The organism is Melaminivora jejuensis (assembly GCF_017811175.1).
In the GTDB taxonomy this organism is placed as follows: domain Bacteria; phylum Pseudomonadota; class Gammaproteobacteria; order Burkholderiales; family Burkholderiaceae_C; genus Melaminivora; species Melaminivora jejuensis.
Genome location: NZ_JACWIJ010000002.1, coordinates 2,342,670 through 2,358,864 on the forward strand (window position 1 = coordinate 2,342,670; position 16,195 = coordinate 2,358,864).

Sequence of the window (16,195 nt, forward strand, 5' to 3'; positions counted from 1 at the left end):
GGGCTGGAGGCGTTTTTCACTGTTTTCCCCTTTCCCCAGAAGGGGAGGGAGTGGGGATGCTCAGGCGGCGCGGTTCAGGCTGTCGAAATCGCGGCCTTCGGCAACCAGCTTTTCCAGCAGCGGCGCGGGCTGCCAGAACAGCGGGTCTTCCTGGGCGAACTCGCGGATGTCGGCCAGCACCTTGGGCAGGCCCTGCATGTCGGCCCACTTCATCGGGCCGCCGCGCCAGCGCGGAAAGCCGTAGCCGAACAAAAAGGTGACGTCGATGTCCAGCGGACGCAGGGCGATGCCTTCTTCGAGCACGCGCGCGCCCTCGTTGACCATGGCGGCCATGTAGCGGCGCATGATGTCCTCGTGCGTGAAGCTGCGCGGGGCAATGCCTTTCTTCGCGCGCTCGGCATCGACGATGGCCAGCACCTCGGGGTCTTCCTGGCCGATGCGCGCGCCCTGCGGGTACAGGTACCAGCCGCGCCCGGTCTTCTGGCCATACCAGCCGCGCTCGGCGATGCGGTCGGCAATCTCCACGTAGCGCGCCCTGGGGTCGCGCGTGGCGGCCTTGCGCTTGCGCGTGGCCCAGCCGATGTCGCCGCCGGCCAGGTCAGACACCTGGAACGGCCCCATGGGGTAGCCGAAGGCGCGCACTGCAGCGTCGATCTCGTAGGGGCTGGCGCCATCTTCCAGCACGTGGTTGGCGGCCTCGCGATAGACGGCCAGGATGCGGTTGCCGATGAAGCCGTCGCACACGCCGGCGCGCACCGGCACTTTCTTCATGCGTTTGGCCAGCTCGAAGGCCGTGGCCACCACGTCGGGCGCGGTCTTGGCGGCGACCACGATCTCCAGCAGCTTCATGATGTTGGCCGGGCTGAAGAAATGCAGGCCGATCACGTCCTGCGGGCGCTGGGTGACGGCGGCAATCGCGTCGATGTCCAGGTAGGAGGTGTTGGTGGCCAGCACGCAGCCGCTCTTGCACACACGGTCGAGTTCGCGGAACACGGCCTTCTTGACCTCGATGTCCTCGAACACGGCCTCGATGACCAGATCGACGTCCGCGATGTCGTCGTAGGACGTGCTGGGCGTATAGCGTGCCATGGTGGCAGCCTTGGCCTCGGCGCTCATGCGGCCCTTGGCGATCAGGCCGTCATAGACTTTCTCCACGTTGGCCTGGCCACGGGCGATGGATTCGGCATCGCGCTCGATCATGGTCACCGACAGGCCGGCGTCCAGCGCCGACACGGCAATGCCGGCGCCCATGGTGCCGCCGCCGATGATGGCCACGTGGGCGAACGGGCGCGGCGCGGCGGCTTTGGCCTCGGGGATCTTGGCCGTCTCGCGCTCGGCGAAGAAGGCGTGTACCAGGCCGGCGCGCTGCGGGCTGTTCAGGCACTCCAGGAACAGCTCGCGCTCGCGCTTGAGGCCTTGCTCGAAGGTGAGCTCCAGCGCCGCGCGCACGCACTCGATGATCTTGGCGGGCGAGAACAGGCCGCGCGCCTTCCTGGCGGTGTCGGCAGCGAGTTGCTCGAGCTGCGCTGGCGCAGTGGCCGCGTCGGGGATGGGCAGGTCGCGGGTGCGGCGCACGCCAGCGCCGCTGGCCAGCAGCTCCCGGGCATAGGCCAGGCCGGCAGCCGTGGGGTCGTCGCCCTCGGCCAGCCTGTCCACCAGGCCGGCGGCCTGCGCGGCCTTGGCCGACAGATGCTTGCCCGAGAGCATCAGCTCGGCTGCGGCCACGGCGCCCATCAGGCGTGGCGAGCGCTGCGTGCCGCCGGCGCCGGGCAGCAGGCCCAGGTTCACTTCGGGCAGGCCCAGCTTGGCCCCAGGCAGCGCCAGCCGCCAGTGCGCGGCCATGGCCACTTCCAGCCCGCCGCCCAGCGCCGGGCCGTGGATGGCGGCGATGACCGGCTTGTCCAGCAGCTCCATGCAGTCGAGGACTTCGGGCAGCGCCGGCGGCTGCGGCGGCTTGCCGAACTCGCGGATGTCGGCGCCGGCGATGAAGGCGCGGCCCGCGCCCACCAGCAGCACGGCGCGCACGGCGGCGTCGCCCTGCGCCTGCCGGACGGCGGCCAGCAGGCCGGCGCGCACCGCCTGGCCCAGCGCATTCACCGGCGGGTTGTCGATACTGACCACCAGCACTTCGCCATCGAGGCGTGTGCTGACGGGAGAGGAAGTGGACTCGTTCATGGTGGTGTCTCCGGATGGGGGTTGATCAATCAGGTCAATCAGGGGCGCGGCGGCCTCAGCCTACGGCAGGCACGCGAGCCTGGGGCGGCGCAGCCTGCGCAGTGCCACGTAGAGCATCATCACAATGGTGATGGCCATGAAGGCGCCGCTCAGCGGGCGCGTGAAGAACACGCTGAAGTCGCCGCGCGCCAGCAGCAGCGCGCGGCGGAAGTTCTCCTCGACCATGGGCCCCAGCACGAAACCCAGCAGCAGCGGCGCAGGCGGAAAGCCCAGCGCGGCAAACAGGTAGCCGGCCACGCCCAGGGCAATGACCACGCCCACGTCGAACAGGTTGTTGTTGCCGCTGTAGACGCCCACCATGCCGCCGATGATGGCGCTCCAGGGGCGCAGGTGCGCACGCACCACCTGGGAAAACGGCTCCTGCCGGCTGTCGGCCAGGACTTCATCGGGCGAGTCGGGCGTGACCGCGATCAACAGGCCGATGGCCAGCATGATGACGCCCAGCAGGAGGGGGAAGAGGCCCGGCCCCATGCGGGCCAGAGAGCCTATGGTGTAGTTGTTGCTGCCCACGATGGTGCCCAGCCCGACCAGGGCCATCAGGCCGCCGGACAGGTACTTGTGCTTGATCATTGCCGTGTGTCTCCTGAGTGGCAAGCGGCGGTGCCAATCCGCAAATCTCTGCCTTGACGCACCACTGAGCGAGGCTTTTTCTGACACGGCATATCGGATTGGCGGGACGGGATGGCTCATTTTGCTTGGCTAGCTGTTTTTTACAATCCCATGTTTCATTGACAGAGCGTCAAAATAAATTTGACGATACGACATGGACTTGCAATCGCTGACCCTGCTGGTGGAGATCATCGACAACGGCAACCTGAGCCAGGCCGCACGCAAGCTGCGCATGACCCGCGCCAACGTCAGTTACCACCTGACGCAGCTGGAAAAATCGGTGGGCGCGCAGCTGATCCGCCGCACCACGCGCCGCGCCGAGCCCACCGAGGTCGGCCTGCGCCTGTACGAGCATGGCCGCGCCATCCACAACGAGATGACCGCCGCGCGCGAGACCATTGCCAACCTGGGCCAGGGCCTGCAGGGCCGCGTCGGCATCAGCGTGCCCAGCGGCTATGGGCAAATGGTGATGGGCGACTGGCTGATCGAGTTCAAGCGCCTGTATCCGGGCATCGTGCTGGACGTGCTGTTCGAGAACCGCGCCGACCACCTGCGCGACGAGGTGGACATCGCCGTGCGCGTGATCTCCGAGCCGCCGCTGTCAGTGGTGGCGCGCAGCCTGGGCGAGATGCGCTACATCGCCTGCGCCTCGCGCGCCTGGGCTGCGGAGCACGGCCTGCCGCGCACGCTGCACGAGCTGCGCGCCAGCCCGGTCATCACTTCGGGCGTGCTGGGGCGGCAGCTGCGCCTGTCGGCCTACCAGGGCGACGAGCGCCAGGAGGTCATGCTGGAGCCGACGCTGATCTCCGAGCACTTCCCGTTTCTGCGCCAGGGCATCCTGGCCGGCCTGGGCGTGGGCCTGGTGCCCGACTACGTGGTGCAGCAGGAGGTGGCCAGCGGCCAGGTGCTGGTCACGCTGCAGGACTACCGCCTGAGCATCTTCGGCACGCACCTGTATTTGCTGTACCTGCCCAACCGGCACCAGACACGGGCGGTGCGCACCTGCATCGAATTCCTGCTGGCCAAGGCGGGGCAAAGGGCAGAACCGGCAGCCCATTGACCCGCTGCGCCTGTGGACGCACTATGAACAAATAGTGCGCCCGCAACCTCAAGCCCCCTGGCGCGCCTGCAGCGCCGCCACGCGCTCCTCGATGGGCGGGTGCGAGGAAAACAGCTTGCCCAGGCTGCCGGTGATGCCCATGGCCTGCAGGCTCTTGGGCATCTCGCCGGGCACCATGCCGCCCAGGCGGTGCAGGGCGTTGATCATGGGCTGCTTGCGGCCCATGAGCTGCGCGGCGCCGGCATCGGCGCGGAACTCGCGCTGGCGCGAGAACCAGGCCACGATGATGGCCGCCAGAAAGCCCAGCAGGATGTCCAGCACGATGGTCGTGACCATGTAGCCGATGCCGGGGCCGGCATTGCTTTCATCGTTCTTGCGCAAGAAGCTGTCCACGGCATAGCCGATGGCGCGCGACAGGAACACCACAAAAGTGTTCATCACGCCCTGGATCAGCGCCATGGTCACCATGTCTCCATTGGCCACGTGGGCGACCTCGTGCCCGATCACGGCCTCGACCTCCTCGCGCGTCATGCCCTGCAGCAGGCCAGTGGACACCGCCACCAGGGCGGAATTCTTGAAGGCGCCGGTGGCAAAGGCATTGGCCTCGCCCTCGTAGATGCCGACCTCGGGCATGGCGATGCCGGCCTTGTCGGCGAAGCGCCGCACGGTCTCGACGATCCAGGCCTCGTCCTGGTTGCGCGGGGCGTTGATGATCGTGACGCCCATGCTCATCTTGGCAATGGGCTTGCTCATGAGCAGCGAGATGATGGCGCCGCCAAAGCCCATGACGAAGGCAAAGCCCAGCAGCGCGCCGAAGTTCATGCCATTGGCCGTCATGTAGCGATTGACGCCCAGCAGGCTGGCGACGATGCCCAGCACCACCACCACGGCGACGTTGGTCAGCAGGAAAAGCGCTATGCGTTTCATGTCGAAAAAGGGAAAAAGACTCCACGGGGGAAGAAAAACCGCTTCGGCCAGGATGCCGGCGCGTCCGGCCTATGTGGGGCGCGCGCCAGCCGGTTCAAGCCGTGCGGGGTGGCCGGAAAACGAGCGGGTCATCATAAAAGCCCGCCGCCGCATTGCCCTCATCCCAGCCGGGTACACCCAGAACCGGCACCGGATTGAAGGGCTTGCCGGCCAGGGCCTCGGCGCTCAGCTGCGTGGCCAGCCAGGCATCGGCAGATGCTACTGTTTCAATAGCTGGAAGCGCTTGCAGGACATGGGCTGTGATGGGTTTTCGTGGTTGAACCAGCTTTTCCAGCAGCGCATGGCCGAACAGATGCAGCCGCGCCTGGCGCCACAGCGGACGCAGTTCGAGAAAGGCCCGCTGCCACTGCCGCTGCTCCAGCGCCGCCACCAGCGCAGGCGGGGCGCACAACAGCGCGCCGTTCTCGTCCAGCAGCGTGATGGCGTCGCGCAGCGGCCCGCGCCGGGCGCCGATGCCGTCCTGGGCAATGGCCTGCGCCTGCCAGGCGTTGAGCTGGCGCTTGGCGCGTGGCCAGTGCAGCCAGATCAGGCCGTTGAAAAAGTCATGCAGGTGCTCGCGCGTGGGCACGCGGCGCTGCTCGAAGATGAAGCGCTCGTAGGACAGGCCGGCGGGCAGCGCATCCTGGGCGGCGAAGTACACGCCCGGGTCGGGCACCTGGCCCTGCTCGACCAGCGCATTGAGCGCCTGTGCCACGCCGGCGCCCTGCACCACTTGCTGCACGGCGAGTTGGCCCAGGACGCGATACGGCGCCAGCCAGGGGCGTTGCCAGTCGATGGCCGCCAGCGCCCTGGCGGCATCGGCGGCGCTCAGGCCGCCAGCCGCCACGCCAGTTGTTCGCCGCCGCGCAGCGGCTTCAGTTCGGCCTCGCCGAAGGCATAGCGCTCGGGGGCCGTCCAGGCCTCGCGGCGCAGGGTGATGGTGCTGCAATTGCGCGGCAGGCCGTAGAAATCCGCGCCGTGGAAGCTGGCAAAACCCTCCAGCCGATCCAGCGCACCGGCGGCGTCGAAGGCTTCGGCGTACAGCTCGATGGCAGCGTGCGCGGTGTAGCAGCCGGCGCAGCCGCTGGCGTGCTCCTTGAGATGCGCCGGGTGCGGGGCGCTATCGGTGCCCAGGAAGAATTTGTTGCTGCCGCTGGTGGCGGCCTGCACCAATGCCTGGCGGTGTACCTCGCGCTTGAGCACCGGCAGGCAGTAGTAGTGCGGGCGGATGCCGCCGGTGAAGATGGCGTTGCGGTTGTACAGCAGGTGGTGCGCGGTGATAGTGGCGCCGGTGTGCGCATCGCTGTCTGCCACGTACTGCGCCGCCTCGCGGGTCGTGATGTGCTCAAAGACGATCTTCAGCCCGGGGAAGTCGCGCCGCAGCGGGATCAGCTGCTGCTCGATGAACACCGCCTCGCGGTCGAACAGGTCGATGTCCGGGCTGGTCACTTCGCCATGCACCAGCAGCAGCATCCCGGCCTTCTGCATGGCCTCCAGCACCGGATGAATTCTGCGCAGGTCGGTCACGCCGGCGTCGCTGTTGGTCGTGGCGCCGGCCGGGTACAGCTTGGCGGCATGGATGCCGGCGGCCTTGGCGCGGGCGATCTCCTCGGGCGCCAGGTTGTCGGTCAGGTACAGCGTCATCAGGGGCTCGAACTGCAGGCCCGGCGGCACGGCGGCCAGGATGCGCTCCCTGTACGCCAGCGCCTGGGCGGCGGTGGTCACCGGCGGGCGCAGGTTGGGCATGATGATGGCGCGCCCGAACTGGGCGGCAGTGTGCGGCACCACGGTAGCCAGCGGCGCGCCATCGCGCACATGCAGATGCCAGTCGTCCGGGCGGGTCAGGGTCAAGGTGTCGGCGGGGGCGGCAGTATGTGTCATGGGACGCGATTGTCCCATCGCGCCCCAAGAAAAAGCCCCGGCTGCGCTGCGGCAGCCGGGGCAAACCCCATTGAAGGGGCGAGGGGTAACTCATGCAAATGACTGACGCGGATCCTAGAAAGGGGCGGGCTGGCGCCGCGTGGGTCACGGCCCGAACCCCTTGTAGGACTTGGACTTCAGCGCGCCAGCACCGGCGCCAGCGCCACGCCGGTGTGCGTGCCGGCGCGCACCACATCCTCGGGCGTGGCGGCAGCGACGATCTGCCCGCCGCCCGAGCCACCCTCCGGCCCCAGGTCGATGACCCAGTCGGCCTCGGCGACCACGTCCAGGTCGTGCTCGATGACCAGCACACTGTGCCCGCCGTCCACCAGGCGATGCAGCACGGCGATCAGGCGATGCACGTCGGCCATGTGCAGGCCCACGGTGGGCTCGTCGAGCACGTACAGGGTGTGCGCCGCCTTCTGCCCGCGCCGGCCCACCTCGTCGCGCACCTTGGACAGCTCGGTCACCAGCTTGATGCGCTGGGCCTCGCCGCCCGACAGCGTGGGCGAGGGCTGGCCCAGCGTCAGGTAGCCCAGGCCCACGTCCTGGAGCAATTGCAGCGGATGGGCGATGGCCGGCATGGAGGCGAAGAAGTCCACGGCTTCATCGACCTCCATCTGCAGCACGTCGCCGATGTTCCTGCCGCGCCAGGTCACGGCCAGGGTCTCGGGATTGAAGCGCGCGCCGTGGCAGACCTCGCAAGGCACTTTCACATCGGGCAGAAAGCTCATCTCGATGGTGCGCACGCCCTGGCCCTCGCAGGCTGGGCAGCGGCCTGCGCCGGTGTTGAAGGAGAAGCGCCCTGGGCCGTAGCCGCGCGCGCGCGCTTCCAGCGTCTCGGCAAACAGCTTGCGGATGGTGTCCCAGAAGCCGATGTAGGTGGCCGGGCACGAGCGCGGTGTCTTGCCGATCGGCGTCTGATCGACTTCCAGCACGCGATCGACGCTCTCGAAGCCCGACAGGCCGGCGCAGCCGGCCAGCGCCGGCGCCCTGCCCTGCAGATCCATGGCCTCGCGCCCGGCGCGGGTGGCGCGCTGGCCGACCCAGGCGGCCACGTTGGCCAGCAGCACATCGCGCGCCAGGGTGGACTTGCCCGAGCCGGACACGCCGGTGATGGCCACCAGGCGCTGCAGCGGTACGCGCGCGGTGACGTGCTGCAGGTTGTGCAGGAAAGCGCCATGCACGGTCAGCCAGGCGGGAGCAGCCCGTGGCACTATCATTTCAGTAGCTGTCAGCGCTTGTCCCTTGCGGGTTCTGGCTGGTTTTTTAGTTAAAACGACCGCCTCATCAGCGGTGGCAGCTATGGATTGCATAGCAAGCTGACCCTCGCCCCCACCCTCTCCCACAGGCGTGAGAGGGGGCAAGACAGGCCGGCGCGGCTGCTGCGGATGGCGCATGGCGTGCAGCAGATAGCGCCCCGTCTGCGAGTCGGGCGCGGCCTCGATGTCGGCCACGTTGCCTTGCGCCACCAGGCGCCCGCCACGCTTGCCGGCACTCGGCCCGATGTCGATGATGTGCTCGGCCCGGCGGATGGTGTCCTCGTCGTGCTCGACCACGACCAGCGTGTTGCCCTTGTCGCCGAGCTGCTGGAGGGCATTGAGCAAGATGCCGTTGTCGCGTGCGTGCAGGCCGATGGTCGGCTCGTCGAGCACATAGCACACGCCCTGCAGGTTGCTGCCCAGCTGCGCCGCCAGGCGGATGCGCTGCGCCTCGCCGCCCGACAGGGTGGGCGCACCGCGATCGAGCGTCAGATAGGACAGGCCGACCTCCTGCAGGAAGTCCAGCCGGCCCTTGATTTCGGGGATCAGGTCGCGGGCGATCTCCTGCTCGCGGGGCGACAGCGCCAGGCTGTCGAGCCAGGCGCGCACCTGGTGTACCGACAGCCGCGCCACCTCGGCAATGCCACTGCCGGCAAAGCGCACGGCACGTGCCACGGCATTCAGCCGCGTGCCTGCGCAGGCCGGGCAGGCGTGGCCCGCCAGGTCGTCCACCTCGGGTTCGGCAAAGGTCTGCTCGCGCCCCTGGGACTTGTCCAGCGGCACGGAGTCGTCGAGCACGGCGCGCTGCTGGCGCGTGAGCTGCACGCCCGTGCCCACGCAGTCCGGGCACCAGCCATGCTTGCTGTTGTAGGAAAACAGGCGCGGGTCGAGTTCGGCATAGCTGGTCGCGCAGACCGGGCAGGCGCGCTTGGTGGAAAACACCTCGACCTGCCCGATGCCGGCGGTAGGCAACCCGGCTGCCAGCGCTGCCTCCAGCCCCTCGATGCCGGTCAGCACGTGCAGCACGCCCTTGCCCAGCTCCAGTGCGCGGGCCAGGTGGGCGCGCAATTCCTCTTCCTGCGCCGGGCCGACGCGCACGCTGGCCACAGGCAGCTCCAGCGTGTGCTCCTTGAAGCGATCCAGGCGCGCAAAGCCGGTGGTCGGCAGGAACTCGCCATCGACGCGCAAATGCGTGTAGCCACGGGGCCGCGCCCAGTCGGCCAGTTCGGTATAGACGCCCTTGCGGTTGACCACCAGCGGCGCCAGCAGGCCGATGCATTGGCCCCGGTAGCGCTGCAGCAGTTGCGCGGCGATGCTGTCCGGGGTCTGCGGCTGCACCGGTGCGCCGTCGTGGATGCAGTGCTGCACGCCCAGCTTGACGTACAGCAGGCGCAGGTAGTGCCAGACCTCGGTGGTCGTGCCCACCGTACTTTTCCTGCCGCCGCGCGACAGGCGCTGCTCGATGGCCACCGTGGGCGGGATGCCATAGACCGCATCCACCTCGGGCCGTCCCGCCGGCTGCACGATGGAGCGGGCGTAGGCGTTGAGGCTTTCCAGATAGCGGCGCTGGCCCTCGTTGAACAGGATGTCGAAGGCCAGGGTGGATTTGCCCGAGCCGGATACGCCGGTGATGACGTTGAACTTGCCGCGCGGGATGGCGACATCCAGGCCCTTGAGGTTGTGCTCGCGGGCGTTGACGATCTCGATGGCGCCTTCGGTATTCGCCCCCGCCCTCTCCCGCTCGGGGGAGAGGGAGTAAGAGGGCAGTGCGCCGTCATGCACGGCGTGGCCGCCTTCGCTCAGCGCCAGCTCGTACTCGCGCAGCGCGGCGGCAGTGTGCGACGTGGGGTGCTGGCGCAGCTCCTCGGGCGGCCCTTCGGCCACCAGGGTGCCGCCGTGCTCGCCCCCGTCCGGCCCCAGGTCGATCAGCCAGTCGCTGGCCCGAATGACGTCCAGGTTGTGCTCGATCAGGATCAGCGAGTGGCCGGCATCGAGCAGCTTGCGCAGCGCCCGCATCAGCTTGGCGATATCGTCGAAGTGCAGGCCGGTGGTCGGCTCGTCGAACAGGAACAGCGTGCCCTTTCTGGCCAGCGGCTGGCGCGACTTGGACGCGCTGCGCGCCGCCTCGGCCAGGAAGCCGGCGAGTTTCAGGCGCTGCGCCTCGCCGCCCGACAGTGTCGGCACCGGCTGGCCGAGGCGCACATAGTCCAGCCCGACATCGACGATGGGCTGCAGGGCGCGGATGACCTCGCGGTCGGCGCCAAAGATGTGCGCCGCCTCGGCCACCGTCAGGGCCAGGACGTCGGCCACGCTCAGCAGCCGCCCGCCGCGCTCGATGCGCACTTCCAGGATTTCGGGCCGGTAGCGCTGGCCGTCGCAGTCCGGGCAGCGCAGGTACACGTCCGACAGGAACTGCATCTCCACGTGCTCGAAGCCCGAGCCGCCGCAGGTCGGGCAGCGCCCGTCGCCCGAGTTGAAGCTGAACTTGGGCGCGGTGTAGCCGCGCTCGCGCGACAGCGGGGCATTGGCGAAGATGGCGCGGATGGCGTCCCAGGCGCCGACGTAGCTCACCGGGTTGGAGCGCGCCGTCTTGCCAATGGGCGATTGATCGACGAACACCACGTCCGCCAGGTGGTCGGCGCCCAGCAGGCGGTCGTGTGCCCCGGGTGTCTCGGTAGCGCGGCCCAAGTGGCGCAGCAGGGCCGGGGCCAGCACGTCCTGGATCAGCGTGGACTTGCCCGAGCCGGAGACGCCGGTCACCGTGACCAGGCGCTGCAGCGGGAAGTCCACGCTGAGGTCTTTCAGGTTGTGGGCGCGCGCGCCCTCCAGGATCAGGCGCGGCGTGGCCTCGGTGACCAGCCGCTTGATGCCGGCGCTGACCTGGCGGCGCCCGCCCAGGTACTGGCCGGTGAGCGTGTCGGCGTGGCGCAGCGCGTCCACCGTGCCATCGAAGACGATGCGCCCGCCCTGCTCGCCCGGGCCGGGGCCGAAGTCCAGTACCCGGTCGGCGGCCAGCATCACGGCCGGGTCATGCTCGACCACGACCAGCGTGTTGCCGGCATCGCGCAGGCGCAGCATGGCCTGGGTGATGCGGTGCATGTCGTGCGGGTGCAGGCCGATGCTGGGCTCGTCCAGCACGAACAGCGTATTGACCAGCGAAGTGCCCAGGGCCGTGGTCAGGTTGATGCGCTGCACCTCGCCGCCGGACAGGGTGCGGCTTTGCCGATCCAGCGTCAGATAGCCCAGGCCGGCGTCGGTCAGGTAGCGCAGCCGGGTCTGGATTTCTTCCAGGATCAGGCGCAGGGCCTGGGCGTCGGCGCTGTCCCGTGCGATTCCCTCTCCCTCTGGGAGAGGGTGGGGGTGGGGGCCGGCTGGCGGGGTGGCACAAGCCTGCGCCTCGACCAGCGCAAAGAAGCGCCGCAGCCGCTCGATGGGCAGCAGCATCAAATCGTGCAGGCACAGGCCCGGCAGGGCTTCGAGCTGGGCGCGTGTCCAGGCCACGCCCTGCGGCAGGAAGCGCTGCGCGGGCGGCAGCACAGCGTCGGCAGCCGCCTTGCTGCCCACGCGCCACAGCAGGCTGTCCAGCTTCAGCCGCGCGCCGGCGCAGGTCGGGCACGGGGTGTAGCTGCGGTACTTGGACAGCAGCACCCGGATGTGCATCTTGTAGGCCTTGCTCTCCAGATACTCGAAGAAGCGCCGCACGCCATACCACTGCCGGCTCCAGTTGCCGGCCTTGAAGTCGGGCGCGCCGTCGATGACCCACTGGCGCTGCGCCTCGGTCAGCTTGTACCAGGGCGTGTCGCGCGGGATGCCGGCGGCCTCGGCATGGCGCAGCAGGTCGTCCTGGTTCTCCTTCCAGGCCGGGGTCTGCAAGGTCTTGATGGCCCCGGCGCGCAAGGTCAGGCGCTCGTCGGGCACGACCAGGCCCCAGTCCACGCCGATGATGCGGCCAAAGCCCCGGCAGGTCTCGCAGGCGCCAGCGGGCGAGTTGAAGCTGAACATGGACGGGATGGGTTCGGCGTAGCGCAGATCGCTCTCGGGGCAGTGCAGGCCGGTGGAGAACTTCCAGACCTGGGCGCCGCCCCCTCTTGCGCCGGCAGCACATGCACGGCCAGGCGGCCAGCGCCCCGGTGCAACGCGGCCTCGATGGCTTCGAGCACGCGGGCGCGCTCGGCCCCTGGATGCGAAAGCGGTCGGCCACTACGTCCAGCAGCTTCTTCTGGCCAGCCGGCGTGGCGATTTCGCGCTCGGCCTGCACGCGCGTGTAGCCGCTGGCGGACAGCCACTGCTGCACCTCCTCGGCGCTGGTGCCTGCGGGCAATTCGACGGCGAAGGTGACGGCCAGGCGCGGGTCGCCGGCGCTGGCGGCGCGCGCCAGCAGTTCGGCGTAGATGCTGTCGGGCGTGTCGTGGCGCACCAGTTGCGCGCTCTGGCGGTCAAAAAGCTGGCCAGCGCGGGCGAACAGGAGCTTCAGGTGGTCGTTCAGCTCGGTCATGGTGCCCACGGTGGAGCGCGAGCTGCGCACCGGATTGGTCTGATCGATGGCAATCGCCGGCGGCACGCCCTCGACCTTGTCCACCGCCGGCTTGTCCATGCGGTCGAGGAACTGGCGCGCGTAGGCGCTGAAGGTCTCCACGTAGCGGCGCTGGCCCTCGGCGTACAGGGTGTCGAAGACCAGGCTGGACTTGCCCGAACCGCTGGGGCCGGTCACCACGGTGAGCTCACCGGTGCGGATGTCCAGGTCGAGGTTTTTCAGATTGTGCTGGCGGGCACCTTGGATGCGGATGAGGCCGTGGGTCATGGGGGCGAAGGTGAGGCCGGGCGGCCAAAAAAAAACCCTGCACGGGTGTGCAGGGTCTCTGGATTTCCAGTGGCAGGCCGTTTGCGCTGATGGCACGGCCCGCAGGGGGAGCAGCTTGCGCTGCCGGAAATCAGAAGTTGTGGCGCAGGCCGACGGCGAAGGAGCTGAAATCCACGCCGGCAGCGCCGGTCATGTAGTCTGCGCCAGCCTTGTTGTCCACCTTGGTGTAGAAGGCATAGGCCTTGGTGCGCTTGCTCAGGTTGTAGTTGTAGCCCAGCGTCCACTGCGTGGCGGCGCTGTCGGCGACGTTCTTCCACTTGCTGGCGCGGCCTACGTTCACGTGGAACTCGGAGGCGCCCATCATGTAGGCCAGGGCCAGGCGGTAGTTGTTGCGCGTGCCCAGGATGTCCTCGTCGTTGCGCTGGTAGTAGCCGCCAACCACGAACTGGCCCATGGTGTACAGGCCACGCAGGCCCAGCTGCTTGTTGCCATCGGTCTGGCTGTAGCCGGCGCCGAGGTTGATGGCGCCGACGTTGTAGTTGGCTGCCAGGTCATAGCCGTTCTTGCCCCCGGTGGTCTGCTCGTGCAGATTCACCGCCACGTCCAGCGTGAGGCCGCCGAGGCTGGGGGTGCGATAGCCGATCTTGTTCTTGGTGCTCAGGCCGCCGAACCACACGGGGTCGTAGTAGAAAGCGTCAGAGGACGTGCCGGTGTCATGGTTGTGCATGCTCACGTAGTCGGCGGTGGCGAAATAGGACTCGGGCGTGAAGTTGCCCAGGCGCACCATGCCGAAGCCGCCCGACAGGTTGACTTCGCTCTGACGGGCGAAGCTCAGGCCGGTGCCGGTGTTGTGCGTCCAGCCCGAGCCGGCGCCATCGTCCGAATTGAAGCCGCTTTCCAGCTGGAAGCCAGCCTTCAGGCCGCCGCCCAGGTCTTCCACGCCCTTGAAGCCGAAGCGCGAGGAGTTGTTCTGCATCACGGTCTTGCTCTCGTCGCCCACCTTCTGGCGCTCGACGGTGGTGTTCACGCGGCCATACAGCGTGACGCTGCTCTGGGCGAAGACAGCGGAGGTACCCAGCAGGGCGACGGTGGCCAGCAGCAGGCGATTGACTTTTTGCATGTGGATTCCTTGTGAGATCGTGTGTCTATTGGGGATTCGGATGAGGCATCCGGCTTCTGAAACCACCACTGGCCCGCAGACGCCCTGGGCACCCAAGGGCAGGATTTTAGGTGGCGCGGCAGGGCAAACCGGTGCAGAAAGCAGGAGCTTCGAGGCTGCTGATGTTTTGCTGCAACAACTGCGCGCGAGACGATACGCCAAAGCCCTCTTGCGAGGGCTTTGGGGCAGCCGTTCAGGCGCGGCAGCGATTCAGCCAGCCATCAGGCATCGGCATAGATGTCCACGTCCTTGGTTTCGGGCAGGAACAGCGTGCCGATCACAACCGTCATGCCGGCGATCACGATGGGATACCACAGGCCGCTGTACATGTTGCCCGCCGAGGCCACCAGGGCGAACGAAGTGGTGGGCAGCAAGCCGCCGAACCAGCCGTTGCCGATGTGATAGGGCAGGCTCATCGAGGTGTAGCGGATGCGCGTGGGGAACAGCTCCACCAGCATGGCGGCGATCGGCCCATAGACCATGGTCACCAGGATGACCAGGTAGCTCAGGATGACCAGCACCATCAGCTTGTTGATCTTGGCCGGGTCGGCCTTGGTCGGGTAACCGGCCAGCTTCAGGTCTTCGCCCATTTCCTTCTTGAAGGCGGCAATGGCAGCCACGCTGTCGGCATCGAACTTGTGGTTGACCACGTTGCCCACCGGGGCCGTCACGGTCTTGTCGCCGATCTTGACCACGGCGGGCGAACCTGCCGGGCCGGTCACGTTGTCGTAGCTCACCGAGTTCTGCACCAGGTAGCGCTTGGCGATGTCGCACGAACTCTTGAAGTCGATCTCGCGCGCCACTGGGTTGCCCTGGAAGGAGCAGGTGGCCGGGTCTGCCGTGACCACCACGCCGGCGTTGGCCTGGGCGTGGGCCAGGTCGGGGTTGGCAGCCTCGGTCAGTGCCTTGAACACGGGGAAATAGGTCAGCACGGCCAGCACGCAGCCCAGCATGATGATGGGCTTGCGACCGACCTTGTCCGACAGCGTGCCGAAGATGACGAAGAACGGCGTGCCGATCAAGAGGGCGGCGGCAATCAGCAGGTTGGCCGTGACAGCATCGACCTTGAGTTGCTGCGTCAGGAAGAACAGCGCATAGAACTGGCCCGTGTACCAGACCACGGCCTGGCCGGCGGTCAGGCCCACCAGCGCCAGGATCACGATCTTCAGGTTCTTCCACTGGCCGAAGGATTCGGACAGCGGCGCCTTGGAGGTCTTGCCCTCGGCCTTCATCTTCTGGAAGGCCGGCGACTCGGACAGCGACAGGCGGATCCACACCGACACGGCCAGCAGCAGGATGGACACGAGGAAGGGAATTCGCCAGCCCCAGTCGTTGAAGACTGTCTCGCCCAGCACCGTGCGCGTGCCCAGGATGACCAGCAGCGACAGGAACAGGCCCAGCGTGGCCGTGGTCTGGATCCACGAGGTGTAGGCGCCGCGCCGGCCATTGGGCGCGTGCTCGGCGACGTAGGTGGCAGCGCCGCCGTACTCGCCCCCCAGCGCCAGACCTTGCAACATGCGCAGCATGATCAGGATGACCGGCGCCGCGATGCCGATGGAGGCATACGACGGCAGCACACCGACGATGAAGGTGGACACACCCATGATCAGGATGGTCACCAGGAAGGTGTACTTGCGTCCGATCATGTCCCCCAGGCGGCCGAAGACCAACGCGCCGAAGGGCCGCACCAGAAAGCCCGCCGCGAAGGCCAGCAGCGCGAAGATGAAGGCGGCTCCCGCATCCAGGCCGCTGAAGAACTGCTTGGCGATGATGGCCGCCAGCGAGCCGTAGAGATAGAAGTCATACCACTCGAACACGGTGCCCAGCGATGAGGCAAAGATGACTTTCTTTTCTTCCGGCGACATCGGCCGGTGCGCTGCCTTGACGGCAGCGGGAGCGGTGAGGGTTGCCATGGGGTTTGTCTCCTGTCGTTTGTGATGCAGCCGTCTGGCAGGGCGGCGCATTCACTATCGAATCGGGCACTTACGCTGCACTGACGCATCCCTGAACGCTGTCTTACAACCCTGGTGGCAACCCTTAGCCGGCGTTTTTCCTGATGAAAAAGCCAGAATTTTTTTATCTTGCTGCAGCGCAACAGTAAGCAGACGGTCAGAACCGCTTCCCAGAATCGCGCCCGTTTGTGCAATGCAGCAGGCATCGCGCAGGCCTCATCTACAAAGGAG

Annotated in this window: 10 protein-coding genes; 2 read left to right on the forward strand and 8 right to left on the reverse strand. The window is 67.8% G+C overall.

Annotation, left to right across the window (positions count from 1 at the left end):
• Positions 1-60: 60 nt before the first annotated feature.
• Positions 61-2,175 (reverse strand): FAD-dependent oxidoreductase, encoded by a 2,115-nt coding sequence (locus IDM45_RS11110; RefSeq protein ID WP_209422896.1) that lies wholly within the window; start codon positions 2,173-2,175, stop codon positions 61-63.
• Positions 2,176-2,235: 60 nt separating this feature from the next.
• Positions 2,236-2,805: a tripartite tricarboxylate transporter permease gene (locus tag IDM45_RS18110; protein WP_209422897.1), complete on the reverse strand. Its 570-nt coding sequence runs from the start codon at positions 2,803-2,805 to the stop codon at positions 2,236-2,238.
• Between the two features lie 193 nt (positions 2,806-2,998).
• On the opposite strand from IDM45_RS18110, the gene IDM45_RS11120 reads away from it, so the two are divergent.
• Positions 2,999-3,904 (forward strand): LysR family transcriptional regulator, encoded by a 906-nt coding sequence (locus tag IDM45_RS11120; protein WP_209422898.1) that lies wholly within the window; start codon positions 2,999-3,001, stop codon positions 3,902-3,904.
• 48 nt (positions 3,905-3,952) lie between these two features.
• On the opposite strand, the gene htpX is transcribed toward IDM45_RS11120, so the two are convergent.
• The 4 genes from htpX to IDM45_RS11140 all read right to left on the reverse strand — a co-directional run bounded on the left by htpX (position 3,953) and on the right by IDM45_RS11140 (position 12,054).
• A complete protein-coding gene (gene htpX / locus IDM45_RS11125) occupies positions 3,953-4,831 on the reverse strand; it encodes a protease HtpX (protein WP_209422899.1) in 879 nt (292 codons plus the stop codon).
• A 94-nt stretch (positions 4,832-4,925) separates the two neighbouring features.
• Entirely contained in the window at positions 4,926-5,717 is a 792-nt protein-coding gene (locus IDM45_RS11130; protein ID WP_232654010.1) for a DUF3025 domain-containing protein, read from the reverse strand.
• Complete coding sequence (pyrC, locus tag IDM45_RS11135) at positions 5,699-6,751, reverse strand: dihydroorotase (protein ID WP_209422900.1); 1,053 nt, start codon at positions 6,749-6,751, stop codon at positions 5,699-5,701. The genes IDM45_RS11130 and pyrC overlap by 19 nt, the downstream gene beginning before the upstream one ends.
• 176 nt (positions 6,752-6,927) lie before the next feature.
• Positions 6,928-12,054, reverse strand: a complete 5,127-nt coding sequence (locus tag IDM45_RS11140) for an excinuclease ABC subunit UvrA (RefSeq protein ID WP_233457496.1) — start codon at positions 12,052-12,054, stop codon at positions 6,928-6,930.
• Positions 12,055-12,106: 52 nt separating this feature from the next.
• Between IDM45_RS11140 and IDM45_RS17685 the strand changes: the two genes are divergently transcribed.
• A complete protein-coding gene (locus IDM45_RS17685; protein WP_233457497.1) occupies positions 12,107-12,943 on the forward strand; it encodes a hypothetical protein in 837 nt (278 codons plus the stop codon).
• 40 nt (positions 12,944-12,983) lie between these two features.
• On the opposite strand, the gene IDM45_RS11145 is transcribed toward IDM45_RS17685, so the two are convergent.
• The gene (locus tag IDM45_RS11145; RefSeq protein WP_209422901.1) at positions 12,984-13,973 is read right to left on the reverse strand and encodes a porin; all 990 of its coding nucleotides are present in this window, start codon (positions 13,971-13,973) and stop codon (positions 12,984-12,986) included.
• A gap of 260 nt (positions 13,974-14,233) precedes the next feature.
• Entirely contained in the window at positions 14,234-15,925 is a 1,692-nt protein-coding gene (locus tag IDM45_RS11150) for an MFS transporter (protein ID WP_209422902.1), read from the reverse strand.
• Positions 15,926-16,195 lie beyond the last annotated feature (270 nt).

Excerpts from the sequence above, each read along its gene's own strand:
- IDM45_RS11110 (WP_209422896.1), bottom strand. The coding sequence starts at position 2,175 with ATGAACGAGTCCACTTCCTCTCCCGTCAGCACACGCCTCGATGGCGAA.
- IDM45_RS18110 (WP_209422897.1), bottom strand. The coding sequence starts at position 2,805 with ATGATCAAGCACAAGTACCTGTCCGGCGGCCTGATGGCCCTGGTCGGG.
- IDM45_RS11120 (WP_209422898.1), top strand. The coding sequence starts at position 2,999 with ATGGACTTGCAATCGCTGACCCTGCTGGTGGAGATCATCGACAACGGC.
- htpX (WP_209422899.1), bottom strand. The coding sequence starts at position 4,831 with ATGAAACGCATAGCGCTTTTCCTGCTGACCAACGTCGCCGTGGTGGTG.
- pyrC (WP_209422900.1), bottom strand. The coding sequence starts at position 6,751 with ATGACACATACTGCCGCCCCCGCCGACACCTTGACCCTGACCCGCCCG.
- IDM45_RS11140 (WP_233457496.1), bottom strand. The coding sequence starts at position 12,054 with ATGTTCAGCTTCAACTCGCCCGCTGGCGCCTGCGAGACCTGCCGGGGC.
- IDM45_RS11145 (WP_209422901.1), bottom strand. The coding sequence starts at position 13,973 with ATGCAAAAAGTCAATCGCCTGCTGCTGGCCACCGTCGCCCTGCTGGGT.
- IDM45_RS11150 (WP_209422902.1), bottom strand. The coding sequence starts at position 15,925 with ATGGCAACCCTCACCGCTCCCGCTGCCGTCAAGGCAGCGCACCGGCCG.